Annotated in this window: 18 protein-coding genes; 13 read left to right on the top strand and 5 right to left on the bottom strand. The window is 60.0% G+C overall.

The window, feature by feature from the left end; translation table 11 throughout:
- Window positions 1-257: 257 nt before the first annotated feature.
- The 4 genes from F8N96_RS25360 (at window position 258) to F8N96_RS25345 (ending at window position 3403) form a co-directional block, all read left to right on the top strand.
- The gene (locus F8N96_RS25360; protein WP_150800138.1) at window positions 258-590 is read left to right on the top strand and encodes a hypothetical protein; all 333 of its coding nucleotides are present in this window, start codon (window positions 258-260) and stop codon (window positions 588-590) included.
- A gap of 386 nt (window positions 591-976) precedes the next feature.
- Window positions 977-1276 carry a hypothetical protein gene (locus F8N96_RS25355; RefSeq protein ID WP_150800137.1) on the top strand — a complete coding sequence of 100 codons (300 nt, stop codon included), beginning with the start codon at window positions 977-979 and terminating at the stop codon, window positions 1274-1276.
- A gap of 364 nt (window positions 1277-1640) precedes the next feature.
- Window positions 1641-2129, top strand: a complete 489-nt coding sequence (locus F8N96_RS25350) for a helix-turn-helix domain-containing protein (protein WP_150800136.1) — start codon at window positions 1641-1643, stop codon at window positions 2127-2129.
- Window positions 2130-2131: 2 nt separating this feature from the next.
- Window positions 2132-3403 (top strand): type II toxin-antitoxin system HipA family toxin, encoded by a 1272-nt coding sequence (locus tag F8N96_RS25345; RefSeq protein WP_150800135.1) that lies wholly within the window; start codon window positions 2132-2134, stop codon window positions 3401-3403.
- A 76-nt stretch (window positions 3404-3479) separates the two neighbouring features.
- Here the strand turns inward: F8N96_RS25345 and F8N96_RS25340 are convergent, their stop codons facing one another.
- From F8N96_RS25340 to F8N96_RS25330, 3 genes are all read right to left on the bottom strand, one after another.
- Window positions 3480-5021 (bottom strand): phosphoenolpyruvate carboxykinase, encoded by a 1542-nt coding sequence (locus F8N96_RS25340; RefSeq protein ID WP_150800134.1) that lies wholly within the window; start codon window positions 5019-5021, stop codon window positions 3480-3482.
- Window positions 5022-5202: 181 nt separating this feature from the next.
- Window positions 5203-6105, bottom strand: a complete 903-nt coding sequence (gene hslO, locus F8N96_RS25335; protein WP_150800133.1) for an Hsp33 family molecular chaperone HslO — start codon at window positions 6103-6105, stop codon at window positions 5203-5205.
- A 190-nt stretch (window positions 6106-6295) separates the two neighbouring features.
- Window positions 6296-6703: an RNA-binding S4 domain-containing protein gene (locus tag F8N96_RS25330; RefSeq protein ID WP_150800132.1), complete on the bottom strand. Its 408-nt coding sequence runs from the start codon at window positions 6701-6703 to the stop codon at window positions 6296-6298.
- Between the two features lie 234 nt (window positions 6704-6937).
- Between F8N96_RS25330 and F8N96_RS25325 the strand changes: the two genes are divergently transcribed.
- Window positions 6938-7399 carry an ATP-dependent zinc protease gene (locus F8N96_RS25325; protein WP_191630788.1) on the top strand — a complete coding sequence of 154 codons (462 nt, stop codon included), beginning with the start codon at window positions 6938-6940 and terminating at the stop codon, window positions 7397-7399.
- Window positions 7396-8301 carry a 30S ribosomal protein S6--L-glutamate ligase gene (gene rimK / locus F8N96_RS25320; RefSeq protein WP_064675391.1) on the top strand — a complete coding sequence of 302 codons (906 nt, stop codon included), beginning with the start codon at window positions 7396-7398 and terminating at the stop codon, window positions 8299-8301. Before F8N96_RS25325 ends, rimK begins: the two co-directional genes overlap by 4 nt.
- Window positions 8302-8347: 46 nt before the next feature.
- Here rimK and F8N96_RS25315 read toward each other — a convergent pair whose 3' ends face one another.
- Both F8N96_RS25315 and ompR read right to left on the bottom strand, forming a co-directional pair.
- Window positions 8348-9661, bottom strand: a complete 1314-nt coding sequence (locus F8N96_RS25315) for an ATP-binding protein (RefSeq protein ID WP_150800130.1) — start codon at window positions 9659-9661, stop codon at window positions 8348-8350.
- 101 nt (window positions 9662-9762) lie between these two features.
- A complete protein-coding gene (gene ompR, locus F8N96_RS25310; RefSeq protein WP_007903084.1) occupies window positions 9763-10503 on the bottom strand; it encodes a two-component system response regulator OmpR in 741 nt (246 codons plus the stop codon).
- A 360-nt stretch (window positions 10504-10863) separates the two neighbouring features.
- Here ompR and F8N96_RS25305 point away from each other — a divergent pair, with 360 nt between their 5' ends.
- The 7 genes from F8N96_RS25305 to tauD all read left to right on the top strand — a co-directional run bounded on the left by F8N96_RS25305 (window position 10864) and on the right by tauD (window position 19158).
- Window positions 10864-13188 carry a Tex family protein gene (locus F8N96_RS25305; protein WP_150800129.1) on the top strand — a complete coding sequence of 775 codons (2325 nt, stop codon included), beginning with the start codon at window positions 10864-10866 and terminating at the stop codon, window positions 13186-13188.
- Window positions 13188-13571, top strand: coding sequence for a PaaI family thioesterase (locus F8N96_RS25300; RefSeq protein WP_150800128.1), 384 nt, complete (start codon window positions 13188-13190; stop codon window positions 13569-13571). The genes F8N96_RS25305 and F8N96_RS25300 overlap by 1 nt, the downstream gene beginning before the upstream one ends.
- A 255-nt stretch (window positions 13572-13826) precedes the next feature.
- On the top strand, window positions 13827-15410 hold the full coding sequence (gshA, locus tag F8N96_RS25290) for a glutamate--cysteine ligase (RefSeq protein WP_150800126.1): 1584 nt from the start codon (window positions 13827-13829) through the stop codon (window positions 15408-15410).
- Between the two features lie 238 nt (window positions 15411-15648).
- Window positions 15649-16626 (top strand): taurine ABC transporter substrate-binding protein, encoded by a 978-nt coding sequence (tauA, locus tag F8N96_RS25285; protein ID WP_150800125.1) that lies wholly within the window; start codon window positions 15649-15651, stop codon window positions 16624-16626.
- Window positions 16627-16641: 15 nt separating this feature from the next.
- Window positions 16642-17436: a taurine ABC transporter ATP-binding subunit gene (gene tauB, locus F8N96_RS25280; protein WP_150800124.1), complete on the top strand. Its 795-nt coding sequence runs from the start codon at window positions 16642-16644 to the stop codon at window positions 17434-17436.
- Window positions 17433-18266: a taurine ABC transporter permease TauC gene (tauC, locus tag F8N96_RS25275; protein WP_150800123.1), complete on the top strand. Its 834-nt coding sequence runs from the start codon at window positions 17433-17435 to the stop codon at window positions 18264-18266. Before tauB ends, tauC begins: the two co-directional genes overlap by 4 nt.
- A 49-nt stretch (window positions 18267-18315) precedes the next feature.
- Window positions 18316-19158: a taurine dioxygenase gene (gene tauD / locus F8N96_RS25270; RefSeq protein ID WP_150800122.1), complete on the top strand. Its 843-nt coding sequence runs from the start codon at window positions 18316-18318 to the stop codon at window positions 19156-19158.
- Window positions 19159-19216: the final 58 nt, after the last annotated feature.

Genomic DNA, 19216 nt, shown 5'->3' with positions numbered 1-19216 from the left:
TCTGGCGCGCGCCGTACCGAGGGGTGTCGCGCTTCGCCTGACAAACCCGTGGGATCTTTTACCCCCCAGGGCTTGGGCTGTAAAAATCCGCGCAAACCTGTAGGCCGAATCCCAAAGGGCCGGTAAAACCCTACAAAACCTGTCCATCGCGGCCGTCTTGTCCCCTGGAGCATCCCCCTTCTATAGTTCCCGGCGAGGCTGAAACGGTGTGTCGGCCTGCCGGCGAGACCGCCAGACTTTTCACAGGACAGACCTCGATGAACAACCCCGATCCGCTCACAGACCGCTACCGCCCGCTCAGAACCAGTTACAGCGACACCCCCGTGCTGGTCATCGACACCGAAGCCGACCCTCACGAAATCCTCGACGCCGCCCGCCAACGCATCCGCGCCGCCAGCGACCTGCTGGAAACGTTGTATTGCCTGTGCTTCAAACAGGCGGACGCGAGCGATATTCCCAACATCGTCAGCGCACTGTACCTGCTGACCCAGGACGGACACGAACTGCTCGAGGTCGCCCGACAGCGATTACCAAAAACCACCGCCAGTCGATGCCCCTGTGGGAGCGAGCCTGCTCGCGAAAAACGATAACGCGGTGCACCAGATAAAAACCAAACCGCTCAAACCCGGAAGAAAAAAGTCTGTAGGCAATGCCCTATCCAAGCTTCATCCCGGTCCTACAACCACAGACGCCTTGTCGACTATCGACAACCGGTGACTCATATCTATAGTCCGAACTGTCGCTGCCAAATCAGCGACTCAGGTTTGGTCACCTGAATTAGATCTACGCACGCACCCGTTGTATGCTGCCGGCGCTTTTTTGCGTCAGCATGCTTTATGGCGGCTGTGTTTGGGACGTCTTCGGGCGTACCGGGTAAGCGTGTGATCTCACCGGTTGACCAACCTGAACACAGTCGCCTCCCATCGTTTGGTCACGATGACGGTGACTCCTTTTGACGCATTCGAGATTGCACTTCATGAATAAATGGAATCCATTCACCCACGATCGCTACCGCCCACTCCAAACCAACCTCACCGATTCCCCGCCCCTGATCATCGACACAGAAGCCAACCCCCAAGACATCCTCGAAGCCGCCCTCCAGCGCATCCGAGCCTCCAGCGAGCTGCTCCGAACGCTGCACTGCCAACGCTTCGAGCAAGGTGATCTCGAAGACATTCCCCACATCACCCACGCGCTCTACCTACTGACCCAGGACGGCTGCGACCTGCTAAAAGTCGCCCAGCAACGCATGCTGAACTGGAAAGCCCCAGCCTGACGCGGCCTGGAGATCGTTCCCACGCTCTGCGTGGGAATGCCTCTACGGACGCTCCGAGTTCGGCTCTTGGGACGCAGTACGTCCCGGGCTGCATTCCCACTCAGACCTTGGAACGATCAAAGTTGCAACGGTGGGATACAAAGCTCTGGAAGAGATCTAGCCGACCACTTAAGTGGTAATATTCTGGCTGTTTTTTGCGATTTAAGTTGGAATAATGGCAGTTCTACTAACCGCCGCCCACCTATATCTGGAGTGGCCGTACTAGCAGAGAGGGCTTTGCTACACGTTGGGGCGGCCCAGCAAATCACCATATAAGTGCTATTATTCTGGCAGTTAATGCCTAAAAACGAAGGAATAATGGCACATGGCTAAAAAAACAGCACCCCTGTTGCCGGCCGCATCCAGGTTGCTCGCCGAGTTTGGAGAACGACTCAAACTCGCTCGGCTACGTCGTAAGCTGACAGCCAAGCAAGTGGCTGAGAGAGCAGGCATGTCTCTGACAACGCTACGCTCGTTGGAGTCCGGCGGCTCAGGCGTGACGATGGGGGCCTATATGTCCGTGATGCAGGTTCTGGGCCTGGAGAAAGACTTGAGCAAGCTCGCCGCAACGGATGAGTTGGGACGCCAGCTGCAAGACGCGCAATTAACTCAACGAGCGAGCGCCGCAACCAGTAAACGCCGACGAGTGCGCAACGTGGCTCCAACGAAAGCATCGTCACCCATTCAAGACCGGACGACGCAAACACCGGAAAGCCCCATCTCCGATTCGGATCTTGAGGTTGATTTCCCATTGAACACCCACTCTTTTTCCAATTTGTTTACCAAGAAAAAATCTAAACCTGAGACGGATTAAAAATGACACTGATCGCGGTGTATGCCGATTGGGAAACCCTGCAAAGACCAAGGCGTCTTGGGTTTCTTCATGCCGGAAAGGCTCGCTCCACTAACGTGTTCGAGTTTGAGTACGACACTGCTGCTTTGGCCGATCCCGAGTTGAATTTCACGACTCTGGATCCCCGCATCAAACTCTTCGAAGGGCGACAGTTCCCAGGACAGCACCAGACCCGCTTCGGCGTTTTTGCCGACTCAAGCCCGGATCGCTGGGGGCAATTGCTGATGAAACGCCGACTGGAACGGGACATCCGCGACGGCTTGGCTCCGAAGGGTACCAAGCTCTATGAGGCGGATTTCCTGTTAGGCGTTCATGACCGCTATCGAGTCGGCGCTATTCGCTACAAGCTCAATGACGAAGGCAATTTTCTGGATGATCGAGACGGATTGGCGGCGCCTCCTTTTGTCGAGTTACGCGCGTTGGAGCAGGCAAGTCGAGCGTTGGAAAACGATCCGGACAATACGTCACTCGATGGGCGCGAGTGGCTGAGAATGTTGATCGCACCCGGTGGTTCATTGGGCGGTGCCAGGCCCAAGGCCAGTGTTGCTGACAAGAATGGTCATCTGTGGATCGCCAAGTTTCCGAGCACCCGGGACGACTATGACGTCGGCGGATGGGAATTCGTGGTGAGTGTTCTGGCGAATCAATGCGGTCTGCGGGTGGCGAAGGGTATTGCGCAACGCTATGCGAGCGACCATCACTGCTTCATGGTCAAACGCTTCGACCGTACCGAAACGGGTGGGCGACTACATTTCGCCTCAGCCATGACCATGACTGACCGCGTGGACGGTGACGATGCATCGGTGGGCGCCAGCTATCTGGAGCTGGCAGAAGTACTCATGGAGCATGGCTCAGAACCCGACAAAGATCTCCGCGAGTTGTGGTCACGCATCGTGTTCAACATCTTGGTCTCCAATACCGACGACCACATGCGTAACCATGGTTTTCTCCTTGACCCCGGCCGGGGGTGGCGCCTGTCTGATGCCTACGACATGAACCCGGTTGCACACGCCGATGGGTTGAAGCTCAACATTACAGATGCCGACAATGCTTTGGATCTCGGACTCGCTCGCGAAGTGGCAGGGTACTTTCGGGTTAGCCGTATTGATGCGAGAGAAATAATTGAGAACTTCCAAGAGGTTGTAGGTCAGTGGGCAAAAGTTGCCCGCGCAACGGGGCTGTCGAAGCGAGAACAAGACAATATGGCTCCCGCGTTTCACCTGTCTGCCAAGTGACCCCCGTACTACTCGTCTTTCTCCCAAAAAAAAGCCGCCCTCAAAGGGCGGCTTTTTCATGCGCTAAATCCAACCCTTACAACTTCGGCCCAGCAGCCTTGATCGCGTCGCTCACATCGAACTTCTTGAAGTTCTCAACAAACAACCCAGCCAATGCCTTGGCGGACTCATCGTAAGCAGCCTTGTCGGCCCAGGTGTTACGTGGGTTCAACAGGCCGGTCTCAACGCCCGGTACGGCCAGTGGCACGTCGAGGTTGATGGTGTCGAGGTGTTCGGTTTCAGCACCGATCAACGCGCCGCTCTGGATCGCTGCGATCACGCCGCGAGTGGTCGGGATGTTGAAGCGTTTGCCGACGCCGTAGCCGCCGCCGGTCCAGCCGGTGTTGACCAGGTAGACCTTGGAGCCGAAGCCGCGGATGCGCTTGATCAGCAGCTCGGCGTATTCGCCGGCCGGACGCGGGAAGAACGGTGCGCCGAAGCAGGTGGAGAAGGTCGACTTGATGCCGCTGCCGGAACCCATTTCGGTCGAGCCCACCAGTGCGGTGTAGCCGGACAGGAAGTGGTAGGCCGCTTGTTCTTCGCTGAGGATCGACACTGGCGGCAGCACGCCGGTCAGGTCGCAGGTCAGGAAGATCACCGCGTTTGGCTCGCCACCGAGGTTTTTCTCGGAACGCTTGGCAACATGCTCCAGCGGGTAGGCGGCGCGGCTGTTCTGGGTCAGGCTGACATCAGCGTAATCGGCGTGCTTGGCGTCATCGATAACGACGTTTTCCAGGACTGCGCCGTGCTTGATGGCTTTCCAGATGACCGGCTCGTTCTTCTCGGACAGGTCGATGCACTTGGCGTAGCAGCCGCCTTCGATGTTGAAGACAACGCCTTCACCCCAGCCGTGCTCGTCGTCACCGATCAGGTAACGGCTTTCATCGGCGGACAGGGTGGTCTTGCCGGTGCCGGACAGACCGAAGAACAGGGTCACGTCGCCCGCTTCGCCGATGTTGGCGGCGCAGTGCATCGGCAGCACGTCGGCAGCCGGCAGCAGGAAGTTCTGCACCGAGAACATGGCTTTTTTCATTTCACCGGCGTAACGCATGCCGGCGATCAGCACTTTCTTCTGTGCGAAGTTGAGGATCACGCACCCGTCGGAGTTGGTGCCGTCGCGTTCTGGATCGCATTCGAAGTTGGCAACGTTGAGCACCTGCCACTCTTCACGGCCAGCCGGATTGTACTGGGCCGGATTGATGAACAGGCAACGACCGAACAGGTTCTGCCAGGCAGTCTGGGTGGTCATCTTCACGGCCAGGTAGTGATCTTGCGACGCACCTACATGCACATGGGAAACGAAATGCTCTTGCGCGTTGTTGAACGCCTCGACGCGAGCCCACAGGGCATCGAACTTGTCGGCCGGGAACTTGCGGTTGATCGGGCCCCAGGCGATAGCGTCCTGGGTGGTCGGTTCTTCAACGATGAAACGATCGACTGGCGAGCGGCCGGTACGGTGACCGGTGCGAACAACCAGTGCGCCGGTATCGGCAAGCTCGCCTTCACCGCGATTGAGGGCTTCTTTAACCAGATCATCAACACTCAGATCGGTGTACACGGCGTTATTGGCTTGCGTCATGAGGTTCCCCGTCGGCCATGGGCCGAGTGTGCTCCAAACGTTTTGTAGTAGAAAGTCGTGCACTACTACCGCGAAAAAAGTGGGCCGGATTATGCCAGAAAAGCCCAAAAATAGTAGGGCCCTCCCGTCGTTACGGCGTTAATCCGGCACTAACCAGTGAATTTACCTGCGCTGAACCGTTTTAGTGACGGGTATCTGACGGCGTCTCGACGCCCGCACCGGCGAACAATTGAACGATATCGGCGGCGTCAAACAGGTAGCGCTCGTTGCAGAACTGGCAGTCGATCTCGATGTTGCCACCGTGTTCGATGACCAGTGCCTGCGCATCTTCAAGTCCCAAACTGACCAAGGCATTGGCAGATCGTTCGCGCGAGCAGCTGCAATGGAAGCGCAGTTTTTGCACATCGAACAGACGGACTTGCTCTTCGTGGTAGAGGCGATGAAGTACGGTTTCGTTGTCTAGACCAAGCAATTCATCGGCGGTCAGGGTGCTGGCCAGCGCGGTGAGGTGCTGCCAGCTGGCGGCGCGTTCTTCTTCATCTTTCAGACGGTCGGCAGGTAATTGCTGCAGCAACAGGCCGCGGGCACGACGGCCATCGGCGTAAAGCCAGAAACGCGTATTCACCTGCTGCGACATGACGAAATAGTTGGTGAAGCAATCCGACAGGGTTTCACCGTCGAGGTCGACAATGCCTTGGTAACGCTGGCCCTGGGTCGGATCGACGGTCAGTGCCAATACGCCGTTGGGCATCAGGTCGGCGAGGGTCGCATCGGGCGCGATCCTGTCGGCCTCATAACGGGCCAGCCCGCGGATCTCACGTTCGCTGGAACATTCGATCATCAGCAACGGCACCGGGCCATCGGAACGGGCCTGCAGAATCAGCAAACCGTCGAACTTCAAGGTGCCGACCAGCAGCGACGCTGCCGCCATCAGTTCGCCGAGCAGTTGTTTAACCGGCTCCGGATAGGTGTGCTTGGCAAGGACTTCGGCGTAGCTTCGCTTCAACGTTACCAGCTCGCCGCGGGTGTCGCTGTCATCGAAGATGAAGCGTTGGGTGTAGTCGGTATCCGTCAGGTCGGTCATAGGTTTGGGTATCTGAAGTAATGGCAATAGGGTTACAAGTGTTGAACAGGGTGTCGGTTGCAGCCATGGGGTGCGCAACGTTCAGCCAAGTAAGGCATTTTATGAACAATCCCGGGTTTGTTCCAGGCAAGCTGAAACCCGCCAAGGTTGGCTTCCTGCAATTTCGCCGAATGACACAGCGTCAACAGGATCACTCGTCGTTGCTACTGCCGCGAAACTTGAACAAATCCCGTCGCTGTTTCTTGCTGGGCTTGCCATCGGTGCTCATGCCCAGCGAACCGGCCTTGCGCATGGCCGCCGCCGCTTCGCGCTTGGCGATGCTGGCTTCGGTTTCAGCATAGAGCGCCTGAGCCTCGGGCGCGCCACGGCGCACGACGGATAACGCCTGGACCACCACCGTACGTTCCTCGAAGCCTTGGCGAATCTGGAACTCGTCACCGATCCTCGGTTCCTTGCCCGGTTTGCAGCGCTCGCCCCGGCAATGCACCTTGCCGCTTTCAATCGCCGCCTTGGCCAAGGCACGGGTTTTATAAAAACGCGCAGCCCACAACCACTTATCGAGACGGACCTTGTCGTCCTCTTCGTTTTTTTGTGCCATGGAATTTCCTCATCCAGAAATATTGGTGAACTGTACTACCGTTTCTCTCGTGCCAAGAAATCCACCGTCTCGGACTACAATGTGCACATTCCAGAGCCTCCCCGAAGGACTGGAAATCCGGGCCGTAGATATCTGTCGCCTTTTAACCATTATTCTGCGTGAATACCGCGAATCCGGCCGTGTTCGGCCCGAGCGGTTTATGCCGGTTGAGTACCTTTGAAGACATTTGACCATTTGACCGTTGTCGGTCTGCGCGAGTGGGTGGCGCTCCCGGATTTGGGAGTCGCAGGCCTGCGGGCAAAAATCGACACCGGCGCCAGCACCTCCAGCCTGCATGCCACCGACATCGAGCCATTCGAGCGCGACGGGGAACAGTGGGTGCGCTTTACTGCGCACCTGGGCACGGTGGTGCAACTGCGTCACCGGCGCTGCGAAGCACCGCTGGTGACGCGCAAAACCATCAAAAGCTCCAACGGCCACGCGCAGATGCGCTACGTGGTCAGCACTACCCTGGCCCTCGGTGATCGGGTCTGGCGGGTCGAGTTCACGCTCGCCTGCCGCAAATCCATGCGGTATCGCCTGTTACTCGGCTCCAAAGCCCTGATCGATGGCCAGTTGGTGGTCAATCCGGGCATTAAATACGTTCAAGACAAGCCGGTGTTCCCGGTATCTACCTCCTCCACAGGTGTTGCATGAAGATCGCTGTGCTGTCGCGGAACCCGCGTCTGTATTCCACTCGTCGTCTGGTTGAAGCCGGGACCGAGCGTGGCCATGAAATGGTGGTGATCGACACCCTGCGCGCCTACATGAACATTGCCAGCCACAAGCCGCAGATCCACTACCGCGGCAGGCCGCTGGAAGGTTTCGACGCCGTGATTCCGCGGATCGGTGCGTCGGTGACGTTTTATGGCTGCGCGGTATTGCGCCAGTTCGAAATGATGGGCGTATTTCCGCTCAACGAATCGGTGGCCATCGCCCGCTCGCGGGACAAACTGCGTTCGCTGCAATTGCTGTCGCGCCGCGGGATCGGCTTGCCGGTCACCGGTTTTGCCCACTCCCCGGACGACATTCCCGACTTGATCGCGATGGTCAACGGCGCGCCGCTGGTGATCAAGGTGCTGGAAGGCACCCAAGGCATCGGCGTGGTGCTGTGCGAAACCGCGACCGCGGCGGAGTCGGTGATTGAGGCATTCATGGGCCTCAAGCAGAACATCATGGTTCAGGAATACATCAAGGAAGCCGGCGGCGCGGACATTCGCTGCTTCGTGGTCGGCGACAAGGTGATCGCGGCGATGAAACGCCAGGCCAAGCCCGGGGAGTTTCGCTCCAACCTGCACCGGGGCGGCAGCGCCAGCCTGATCAAGATCACGCCGGAAGAACGCATGACGGCATTGCGTGCGGCCAAGGTAATGGGGTTGGCCGTGGCCGGTGTGGATATCCTGCGTTCCAATCATGGGCCGCTGGTGATGGAAGTGAACTCTTCGCCGGGGCTGGAGGGGATTGAAACCACCACCAGCAAGAATGTCGCGGGGATCATCATTGAGCATCTGGAGAAGAATGGCGGGCCGAATATGACGCGCACCAAAGGTAAGGGTTGAAGCTGACTCGGTGATCGTTCCCACGCTCTGCGTGGGAACGATCAAGTTAGACTGCGTCTCTAGGCAACATAAGCCCAAGTGGCAACCGCACCCGCGCTTCCAGCCCGCCACCGGACCGGTTGCGTAGTTCGACATTGCCGCCATGCATCGAAGCAATCCGCTTCACGATGGCCAATCCCAAGCCGGTCCCCTTCCCGCCCCGGGCCCGATCGCCGCGAGTGAACGGGTTGAAGATCGCTTCCAGCTCCGACGGATCAATCCCCGCCCCCCGGTCCATGACACTCAGCACCACATAGGGTGCGCTGACATCCCCGGACACATAAGCCGCCACTTCGACCCCGCTGCCAGCGTGATGCAGCGCGTTGCCGATCAGGTTGTTCAGCAGCCGCTTCATCGACACCCGACGCAAGGGGAAGGGTTGAATCGGTTCCAGGCGCAGCCGGACTTTTTCTTCATTCTGGTTGTACGGCGCGGCGACTTCGCGCACCAGGTCAGTCAAGTCCACCTCTTCCACCGACTCGTCACGGCCATCGCGGATGAAGGCCAGGAACTGATCGAGAATCGCGTCCATGTCTTCAATGTCGCGGACCATGTCGCCCGTCAGGTCGCTGTGGTCGCCCATCAATTCCAGGGACAGCCGCAAACGGGTCAGCGGCGTGCGCAGGTCGTGGGACACCCCGGCCAGCATCAACTCGCGTTCGCGGCCGGCCTGCTCGACGTCTTCGGCCATCTGGTTGAAGGCACGGTACACCTCGGTCATTTCGCTCGGCGTGTCACTGACCGGAAGGCGCACGCTGCGCCCCTGGCCGAGTTGCCTTGCGGCAAAGACCAGGCGTTTCAATGGTTGATTGAGCTGGCTCACAAAAATCCACGCTGAAGCGGTCGACAGCAAGCCGATGGCCAGGAACCAGCCGAGTACGTTCCAGATTTTCTGACCGCGCAGAGGATGCGGATAAAGTGGCACTTTCAGCCAGCCGTCACCCAGGCTTGGCGCCCGGACCCATAGCGCCGGAGGCGAATGCATGCGTAACCGGACTTCGGTGTCAGGGCCCAATTCGGTCTGCATCTGCCGTTGGTAGATCTCGCTGTAGGGCCAGTGCTGCTCGCCTTCCGGCACGCCGGCACCCACCACACGAATCAGCGGCACGGCATCGGCAATTATCTCGCGGTTTTCTTTATCCGCCGCCCAGTAGGCGCGAAGTGTCAGGGCGACGCCGTGGCTGTATTGGCGGTCCACCAGCACGTCCTCGTTCATCAACAGATAAACCAGGGTCAGCGCCTTGGAAAACAGGACGACGATCAGCACCAGCCACAGGGTGCGTGAGAAAAAGCTTTGGGGAAACCAGACCGGGGTTTTCATGAATAACCGTTAACACTTGCAGGAGCGAGCGATGCTCGCATATTGCGGTTTGCGAGTCTGCGGACAAATCAGCCGCAAGACCCGCTCCTACAAATTGCCGATCACTTGGTGGCAGCGCCATCCGGAACGAACACGTAACCCACGCCCCATACCGTCTGGATGTAGCGTGGCTTGGATGGATCCGGTTCGATCATCCGACGCAGACGGGAAATCTGCACGTCGATGGAACGCTCCAGCGCATCCCACTCGCGGCCACGGGCCAGGTTCATCAGTTTATCGCGGGTCAGTGGCTGACGAGCGTTCATCACCAGTGCCTTGAGCACGGCGAACTCACCGGTGGTGAGCATGTGAACTTCGTCGCCGCGCTTGAGTTCGCGGGTCGCCAGGGACAGCTCGTAGTCACCAAAGGTCACGCTTTCGTCTTCGCTGCCCGGCGCGCCCGGCACCGGCGCTGCCTGACGGCGCAGGACGGCTTTGACCCGAGCCATCAGCTCGTCCGGGTTGAACGGCTTGGCCAGGTAGTCGTCAGCGCCCAGCTCGAGGCCCTTGATGCGGCTCAGCTCATCGCCCTTGGCGGTGAGCATGATGATTGGGATCTGGTTATTCGCGGTGCGCAGGCGGCGGCAGGCCGTCAAGCCGTCTTCGCCGGGCAGCATCAGGTCGAGGACGACCAGATTGAACACTTCACGCGCCAGCAGGCGGTCCATTTGCTCGGTGTTCGGAACGGCGCGGGCGCGGTAGCCCTTGCTGACGAAAAAGCGTTCCAGCAGGCTGCTGAGCCCCGGATCGTCGTCAACGATAAGAATTTTTTCGCCTTCAGCAATGTTTGCAGTGCTGCTCATTGGATGCTCCTTTGATCTCGGCGCGCATTATGGCGTAGCTGTCGTTATACGCACCGTGTGCATTGTTAGCAGATTTTTCCTTCACCGCCAGGAATCCAGGCATTGTGCCTGCAGCCTCTGATGCCCCCGAATGACCGAACGCTGGTTATAATGCGCGGCCTTTTGTGTCAGGCAACGTCTGTTCATTACTGCGGCGACCGCTATTTATTTTCAAGGCGCAGGCAGTAATTGTTCGATTTCACGGGTCAACGGGAAGCCTGTTGACCCAGGTAGCGGCGCAGGCCAGGCCGCTCAACCAGACTCGCCGAGCCTATTATCCTGTGCCTGCGAGCCTGCTTTCACAATTTGTCAGGTGGTTTTATGGACAGCATCAACAGCCGCATCGCCGAGGAACTCGGTGTACGCCCACAACAGGTCGAAGCGGCCGTCGCGCTACTCGATGAAGGCTCCACGGTGCCCTTTATCGCCCGCTACCGGAAAGAAGTGACCGGCAGCCTCGATGATATCCAGCTGCGTCATCTGGAAGAGCGTCTGCGCTACCTGCGAGAACTCGACGAACGGCGTATCAGCATCCTGGCCAGCATCCAGGAACAAGGCAAGCTGACCCCGCAGCTTGAACGCGACATCAAGCTCGCCGACACCAAGACCCGCCTCGAAGACTTGTACCTGCCGTACAAGCAGAAGCGCCGCACCAAGGGCCAGATCGCCCTGGAAGCCGGCCTCGGCGAACTGGCCGACGGCCTGTTCAACGACCCGACCCTGAGCCCTGAAACCGAAGCAGCACGTTTCATCGACGCCGAAAAAGGCGTGGCGGACGTGAAGGCCGCCCTCGAAGGCGCCAAGTACATCCTGATGGAGCGCTTCGCCGAAGACGCCGGCCTCCTGGACAAGCTGCGCAGCTACCTCAAGCAGGAAGCCACCCTCAGTGCCCGCGTCATTGCCGGCAAGGAAGAGGCAGGCGCCAAGTTCCGCGACTACTTCGAACACGACGAACCGCTGAAAAGCATGCCGTCGCACCGCGCCCTGGCGATTTTCCGTGGCCGCAACGAAGGCATCCTCAGCTCTGCGCTGAAAGTCGGCGACGAGCTGCCGGGCACCATGCACCCGTGCGAAGGCATGATCGGCCAGCAATTCGGCATCCAGAACCAGAACCGCGCCGCCGACAAATGGCTGGGCGAAGTGGTGCGCTGGACTTGGAAGGTCAAGCTCTACACCCATCTGGAAACCGACCTGCTGGGCGAACTGCGCGACGGCGCGGAAACCGAAGCGATCAACGTGTTCGCCCACAACCTGCACGACTTGCTGCTGTCGGCCCCGGCCGGCCCGCGCGCCACCCTGGGCCTCGACCCGGGCCTGCGTACCGGTTGCAAGGTCGCCGTGGTCGATGCCACCGGCAAGCTGCTGGATCACGCCACGGTCTACCCGCACGTGCCGCACAACAAGTGGGACCAGACCCTCGCGGTCCTCGCTGCCCTGTGCGCCAAGCATTCGGTGGACCTGATCGCCATCGGCAACGGCACCGCCAGCCGCGAAACCGACAAGCTGGCCGCTGAGCTGATCAAAAAATATCCAGCCATGAAGATGACCAAGGTCATGGTGTCCGAGGCCGGTGCATCGGTTTACTCGGCATCGGAACTGGCGTCCAAGGAATTCCCGGACCTCGACGTGTCGATACGTGGCGCGGTGTCGATCGCCCGCCGCCTGCAGGATCCGCTGGCCGAGCTGGTGAAAATCGATCCGAAGTCCATCGGCGTCGGCCAGTACCAGCACGACGTCTCGCAGCTGAAACTCGCGCGCGGCCTGGACGCTGTGGTCGAAGACTGCGTGAACGCGGTGGGCGTCGACGTCAACACCGCTTCCGTGGCGCTGCTGGCCCGTATCTCCGGCCTCAACGCAACGTTGGCGCAGAACATCGTCAGCCATCGCGACGAGCATGGCGCATTCAAGACCCGTGCGGCGTTGAAGAAAGTCGCGCGCCTGGGCGAAAAAACCTTCGAACAGGCCGCCGGCTTCCTGCGCGTGATGAACGGCGACAACCCGCTGGATTCGTCTGCGGTTCACCCGGAAGCCTATCCGCTGGTTCAGCGTATTGCCGCCGAGACCGACCGCGACATCCGTTCGCTGATCGGCGACGCCAGCTTCCTCAAACGCCTTGATCCGAAGAAGTACACCGACGAAACCTTCGGCCTGCCGACGGTTACCGACATCCTGCAGGAGCTGGAAAAACCTGGTCGCGACCCGCGTCCCGAGTTCAAGACCGCCGAGTTCCAGGAAGGCGTCGAAGACCTCAAGGACCTGCAACCAGGCATGATCCTCGAAGGTGTGGTGACCAACGTGACCAACTTCGGCGCGTTCGTCGACATCGGCGTACATCAGGACGGTTTGGTGCACATCTCTGCGCTTTCGGAGAAGTTCATCAAGGACCCCCGCGAAGCGGTGAAAGCCGGTGACGTGGTGAAAGTGAAGGTCATGGAAGTGGATATCCCGCGCAAACGCGTGGGCCTGTCGATGCGCATGAGCGACACCCCGGGCGAGAAAGTCGACGGTGCCCGTGGCGCGCGTCCTGGTTCGGCGCCACGCCAGTCCCAGAACAACGCACCGCGCAAGGAAACCCCGGCGGCGGCTCCGGCCAACAATGCCATGGCTTCGCTGTTCGCCAATGCCAAGCAGCTGAAGAAACGCTGATGGACATTCCTGCCGGGCTGACCGAGAGTGCGTTTTTCAAGCTACTGGGATGTCGCTTGCACGGCCTGGAAACCGGGGTGGCGCAAGTCGCCCTGGCGCTTGAGCCGCAGCTGCGCAATCGCGGCGGCAAGCTGCACGGCGGGGCCTTGTTCAGTCTGGTGGACATTGCCATGGGGCTGGCCTGTTCCAGCACCCACGGCTTTGACCAGCAGAGCGTGACCATCGAATGCAAGATCAACTACATTCGCGCCGTCGCTGACGGTGAAGTGATGTGCACGGCGCGGGTGATCCACCCGGGCCGCCGCACGCTGGTGGTCGAAGCCGACGTGATGCAAGGTGAAAAACTTGTCGCAAAAGCACAGGGTACGTTCGCTGTCCTGTAGCTAGATGTCATCGATTTGAGTTAATTTCAGCGCAATACCTCCTGTAGGAGCGAGCTTGCTCGCGATGGGCGTTAACGATGACGCGTGCTTTCTGAATGAACGCGCCGCCCTCAGGCTCTTCGCGAGCAAGCTCGCTCCTACAGGGAAAGGTTTGTGCGATCCAAAACCAGGCGAAAACGCCAGTTTTAACTTCACCCTTGTAGACCGTCTTGCCCACCCCCATATTGGGGCGACTGACGCGTGAAGGAATCCAACTTGAGCGAACTTCTCAACCGCCGCCTGGCTCTGCTCGGCGAGCGCGCTAACCTCTCTCTGCTCGAGCAGTGCCTTCACGGCATCGAACGTGAATGCCTGCGCGTGACCGGCGAAGGTCGCCTGGCGCAAACGCCGCACCCGGAAGAATTGGGTTCCGCGCTGACCAATGAACAAATCACCACCGACTATTCCGAGTCGCTGCTGGAGTTCATCACCCCGGCCCTGCCCGATCCGGCAGACACCCTGGCGAGCCTGGACAGCATTCACCGCTTTGCCTACAGCAAGCTCGGCAACGAGTACCTGTGGAGTCCATCGATGCCGTGCCCGTTGCCGGCCGAGGAAGATATCCCGATTGCCTATTACGGCACCTCCAACATCGGTCAGCTCAAGTATGTCTACCGCAAGGGCCTGGCCCTGCGCTACGGCAAGACCATGCAGTGCATCGCCGGGATCCATTACAACTTCTCCCTGCCGGAGAAGCTCTGGCCGCTGCTCAAGGCGTCTGAAGGCTTTGTCGGCACCGACCGCGACTATCAGTCGTCGGCCTATATCGCGCTGATTCGTAACTTCCGTCGCTATAGCTGGTTGTTGATGTACCTGTTCGGCGCGTCGCCAGCGCTGGACGCCGGCTTCCTGCGCGGCCGTTCGCACCAGCTGGAACAACTGGACCCGGATACCCTGTACCTGCCGTATGCCACCAGCTTGCGCATGAGTGACCTGGGCTACCAGAGCAACGCTCAGGCCGGCCTGACGCCCTGCTACAACGATCTGGCCAGCTACACCGACAGCCTGCGCAAAGCGGTGGCCACGCCCTATGCCCCCTATGTCGAGATCGGCACGCACAAGGATGGTGAGTGGGTCCAGCTCAACACCAATATCCTGCAGATCGAAAACGAGTACTACTCCAACATCCGCCCGAAACGCGTGACCTATACCGGCGAACGGCCGATCCAGGCACTGGTCGCCCGTGGCATCCAGTACGTCGAAGTGCGCTGCCTGGACATCAACCCGTTCCTGCCGATGGGCATCGACCTGCCGGAGTCGCGGTTCCTCGACGCGTTCCTGCTGTACTGCGCGCTGAACGACAGCCCGCTGCTGACCAATACCTCATGCGGTAACGCGACCTCGAACTTCCTCAGCGTGGTCAAGGAGGGTCGCCGTCCGGGCCTGCAACTGCAACGCGATGGTCAGCCGGTGGACATGAAAGAGTGGGCCAGCGAACTGCTGGAGAAGATCGCGCCGCTGGCGGCGCTGCTGGATCAGAGCCACGGCGGCGAGGCCCACAGCAAGGCATTGGATGCGCAACTAGCCAAGGTCCGGGACCCGTCCCTGACGCCATCGGCCCAAGTGCTGGCGGCGATGGCTGAGCACAAGGAAAGTTTTGCTCAGTTCTCCCTGCGCCAGAGCCAGGTGCATGCGGAGTACTTCCGCAGCGAGCCGTTGAGTACCGAGGAGCAGGCGACGTTTGAAGAGCGGGCGCGTTCGTCGCTGGCTCAGCAGGTGGAGCTGGAGCAGAACGAAGTCGGCGATTTCGATGTGTTTGTCGGGTCGTATCAGGCCAGTATCTTGGCAATCAGCAACTAATCTTCTTGGCACTGATCGTTCCCACGCTCTGCGTGGGAATGCCTCAAGGGACGCTCCGCGTCCAGTGACGCGGAGCGTCACGGGCTGAATTCCCACGCGGGAGCGTGGGAACGATCAGGGTACCTGCTTAGAATTTTCCGCTCATAAGCTCATTCGAAAAAGTTATTTATTTTCGAGTTCTTAGATCATTTAGTCTCCTTTCACGCCGACACTCGGTCGCCTGACAAGGAGCTTCTTGATGAAACTGAATTTCCCCCTTCGCCTCCTGGCGGCCGCATCGCTGGCTGCGGTGAGTTTCTTCACCCAGGCCGCCGACGTCACTGTTGCCTATCAGACCACCGTCGACCCGGCCAAAGTCGCCCAGGCCGACGGCGCCTACGAAAAAGCCACCAACGCTAAAATCGATTGGCGCAAATTCGACAACGGGGCAGACATTATCGCTGCCATCGCTTCCGGCGACGTCCAGATCGGCTACCTCGGCTCGAGCCCCCTGACGGCGGCAATTACCCGCAAAGTCCCGGTGGAAACCTTCCTCATCGCCACCCAGATCGGCGCCGCCGAAGCCCTGGTTGCCCGCGACGGTTCCGGGATCAAGACCCCGCAGGACCTGATCGGCAAGAAAATCGCCGTGCCATTCGTTTCCACCGGCCACTACAGCCTACTCGCCGCGCTCAAGCACTGGAACATCGACCCCTCGAAAGTCACCGTACTCAATCTCGCACCGCCCGCGATCATCGCGGCATGGAAACGCGGCGACATCGACGCCACCTACGTGTGGGACCCCGCGCTCGGTGTCGCCAAGGAAAACGGCAAAGTGCTGATCACCTCCGGCGAGCTGGCCAAGTTCGGCGCACCAACATTCGATGCCTGGATCGTGCGCAAGGACTTCGCCGAGAAGCACCCGGAAATCGTCACCGCATTCGCCAAAGTGACCCTCGATGCCTACGCCGATTACCGCAAAGACCCGCAAGCCTGGCTCGCCAATCAAAGCAACGTCGACAAGCTGGTAAAACTGTCTGGCGCCAAGGCCAGCGACATTCCGTTGCTGCTGCAAGGCAACGTCTACCCGCTGGCGGCGGATCAGGTGATCAGCCTCGGCGCGCCGACCACCAAGGCCATCACCGACACCGCCACGTTCCTCAAGGAACAAGGCAAGGTCGAAGCCGTGCTGCCGGACTACGCCCCCTACGTCAGCGCCAAATACATTACCAACTGATCGGAGTTAACCGCGATGGCCTTGCTTCAGCTGGAGCGCATCAGCGCACAGTACCCAGGTAGCCCGGAACCTGTGCTGGCGGATATATCCTTGAGCCTTGGGCCCCAGCAAATGCTGGTCGCCCTCGGCCCGTCCGGCAGTGGCAAGACTTCGCTGTTGAACCTGATTGCCGGTTTCGTCGAACCCAGCGCCGGACGCATCACCCTTGATGGCGTGCCAGTCAAAGGCCCGAGCGCCGAACGTGGCGTGGTGTTCCAGGACGATGCCCTCCTGCCCTGGCAGGACGTGCTGGCCAACGTCGGATTCGGCCTGGAACTGGCCGGTGTTTCCCGGGACAAACGCGAAATCCGCGCCCGGGAAATGCTCGCGCTGGTGGATCTTTCCGGTTTCGAGAGCCGTCGGATCTGGCAGCTCTCGGGCGGCCAGAAGCAACGTGTCGGCCTGGCCCGCGCGCTCGCTGCCGATCCTCGCGTGCTGCTGATGGACGAACCCTTCGGCGCCCTGGACGCCTTCACCCGCGAACAGATGCAGGAGCTGCTGCTGCAAGTCTGGCAGCGCACCGCCAAACCGGTGTTCCTGATTACCCACGATATTGAAGAAGCGGTGTTCCTCGCCACGGACCTGATTCTGCTGGCGCCGAACCCCGGGAAAATCGTCGAACGCCTGAGCCTGGATTTCGGCCAGCGTTATGCCGCCGGTGAATCGGCACGGGCAATCAAGTCCGACCCGCGCTTTATCGAAACCCGCGAACACGTGCTCGCCAAGGTGTTCTCCCAACGCAGCACCACCCAGCGGCAGGAGCGCGCATGAGCAGCTATGAAATTCCCGCCGCGGCGGTGAAACCGGGCGCTACTGTGGCGCCGATCCGTCGCAGCTTGAGTACGCGCTGGATCAGTGTACTGACATTGGTCGCGCTCATTGTCATCTGGTGGGCCGTCACCGCCACTGGAATGATCGAGCCGCTGTTCCTGCCGCCGCCGTCCGCCGTGCTGCAAAAAGCCTGGCTGCTGGTGACGACCGGCTACATGGATTCGACCCTGTGGCAGCACTTGGGCGCAAGCCTGGGCCGGATCGGCCTGGGGCTGGGCTTCGCGATATTGACCGCGGTCCCGGTCGGTATCGCCATTGGCCACAATCGCATCGCCCGCGGCATTCTCGATCCGTTGATCGAGTTCTACCGCCCGATTCCACCGCTGGCTTATCTGCCGCTGATCGTGATCTGGTGCGGCATCGGCGAGTTGTCGAAGGTGTTGCTGATCTACCTGGCGATTTTCGCCCCGATCGCCATCGCCACCGCAACCGGCGTGCGCACCGTCGACCCTGCCAGGTTGCGCGCCGCGCAGTCGCTGGGCGCGACCCGGGCACAGCTGATTCGCCATGTGATTTTGCCTAGCGCGTTGCCGGACATCTTGACCGGTGTACGCATTGGTCTGGGCGTAGGTTGGTCGACGCTGGTCGCCGCCGAGTTGATCGCCGCCACCAGCGGCCTGGGCTTCATGGTGCAGTCGGCTGCGCAGTTCCTGGTCACCGATGTGGTGGTGCTGGGAATTCTGGTCATCGCCCTGATCGCCTTCGCCATGGAAATGGGCCTGCGCGCCCTGCAGCGCAAACTGGTGCCGTGGCATGGCCAGGCTCACTAAATACCCGCTCCCACAAACAGCTTGGCGCCCCTGATCAAAGAGAAAGACCATGAGTAACTTGATTATTGTCCCCCTCAGCTCCGCCCTCGGCGCGCAAATCAGCGGCGTCGATATCAGCCAGCCGCTGAACCTGAAACAGCGCGACGACATCGAGCAGGCGCTGCTCAAACATCAAGTGTTGTTCTTTCGTGATCAGCCATTCGAGCCACAGCAACAGGCGCGTTTTGCAGCCTACTTCGGTGACCTGCATATTCACCCGATCTACCCGAACGTGCCGGAACAGCCGGAAGTGCTGATCCTCGATACCGCCGTCACCGATGTGCGTGACAACGCGATCTGGCACACCGACGTGACCTTCCTGCCGACCCCGGCCATGGGCGCGGTGCTCAGCGCCAAGTTGCTGCCGGCGTTTGGTGGCGACACACTGTGGGCCAGCGGCATTGCCGCGTATGAAGCGTTGTCCGCGCCAATGAAAACCTTGCTTGAAGGGCTGACGGCCACTCACGATTTCACCCGTTCGTTCCCGCTGGAGCGTTTTGGCAACACGGCCGAAGCGCTGGCCCAGTGGGAAGAAGTGCGCAGGAAGAATCCGCCGCTGTCGCACCCGGTAATTCGCACTCACCCGGTGAGCGGGCGTCGCTCGTTGTTCGTCAATGAAGGCTTCACGTCGAGGATCAATGAACTGTCGGACACCGAAAGCGAGACGATCCTGAAGTTTTTGTTCGCCCATTCGACTGGTCCGCAATTCACCATTCGCTGGCGCTGGCAGAAGGATGACGTGGCGTTCTGGGATAACCGCGTGACCCAGCATTTCGCGGTCGATGATTACCGGCCGGCGCGGCGGGTGATGCAGCGGGCGACGGTGTTGGGGGATGTGCCTTTCTTCCGCTGAGCTCCTGACTTTTTTGTTGCCTGTGATGGCCCCTTCGCCGGCAAGCCGGCGAAAGGGC

Origin of the sequence: Pseudomonas fluorescens (genome assembly GCF_902497855.1) — a bacterium.
Classification (GTDB): Bacteria; Pseudomonadota; Gammaproteobacteria; order Pseudomonadales; family Pseudomonadaceae; genus Aquipseudomonas; species Aquipseudomonas fluorescens_BI.
Note: the sequence above shows the minus strand (reverse complement) of the source record. Positions and strands in the feature narration are given on the sequence as shown.

Coding starts and splice junctions, on each gene's coding strand:
- F8N96_RS25360 (WP_150800138.1), top strand. CDS start 258: ATGAACAACCCCGATCCGCTCACAGACCGCTACCGCCCGCTCAGAACC.
- F8N96_RS25355 (WP_150800137.1), top strand. CDS start 977: ATGAATAAATGGAATCCATTCACCCACGATCGCTACCGCCCACTCCAA.
- F8N96_RS25350 (WP_150800136.1), top strand. CDS start 1,641: ATGGCTAAAAAAACAGCACCCCTGTTGCCGGCCGCATCCAGGTTGCTC.
- F8N96_RS25345 (WP_150800135.1), top strand. CDS start 2,132: ATGACACTGATCGCGGTGTATGCCGATTGGGAAACCCTGCAAAGACCA.
- F8N96_RS25340 (WP_150800134.1), bottom strand. CDS start 5,021: ATGACGCAAGCCAATAACGCCGTGTACACCGATCTGAGTGTTGATGAT.
- hslO (WP_150800133.1), bottom strand. CDS start 6,105: ATGACCGACCTGACGGATACCGACTACACCCAACGCTTCATCTTCGAT.
- F8N96_RS25330 (WP_150800132.1), bottom strand. CDS start 6,703: ATGGCACAAAAAAACGAAGAGGACGACAAGGTCCGTCTCGATAAGTGG.
- rimK (WP_064675391.1), top strand. CDS start 7,396: ATGAAGATCGCTGTGCTGTCGCGGAACCCGCGTCTGTATTCCACTCGT.
- F8N96_RS25315 (WP_150800130.1), bottom strand. CDS start 9,661: ATGAAAACCCCGGTCTGGTTTCCCCAAAGCTTTTTCTCACGCACCCTG.
- ompR (WP_007903084.1), bottom strand. CDS start 10,503: ATGAGCAGCACTGCAAACATTGCTGAAGGCGAAAAAATTCTTATCGTT.
- F8N96_RS25305 (WP_150800129.1), top strand. CDS start 10,864: ATGGACAGCATCAACAGCCGCATCGCCGAGGAACTCGGTGTACGCCCA.
- F8N96_RS25300 (WP_150800128.1), top strand. CDS start 13,188: ATGGACATTCCTGCCGGGCTGACCGAGAGTGCGTTTTTCAAGCTACTG.
- tauA (WP_150800125.1), top strand. CDS start 15,649: ATGAAACTGAATTTCCCCCTTCGCCTCCTGGCGGCCGCATCGCTGGCT.
- tauB (WP_150800124.1), top strand. CDS start 16,642: ATGGCCTTGCTTCAGCTGGAGCGCATCAGCGCACAGTACCCAGGTAGC.
- tauC (WP_150800123.1), top strand. CDS start 17,433: ATGAGCAGCTATGAAATTCCCGCCGCGGCGGTGAAACCGGGCGCTACT.
- tauD (WP_150800122.1), top strand. CDS start 18,316: ATGAGTAACTTGATTATTGTCCCCCTCAGCTCCGCCCTCGGCGCGCAA.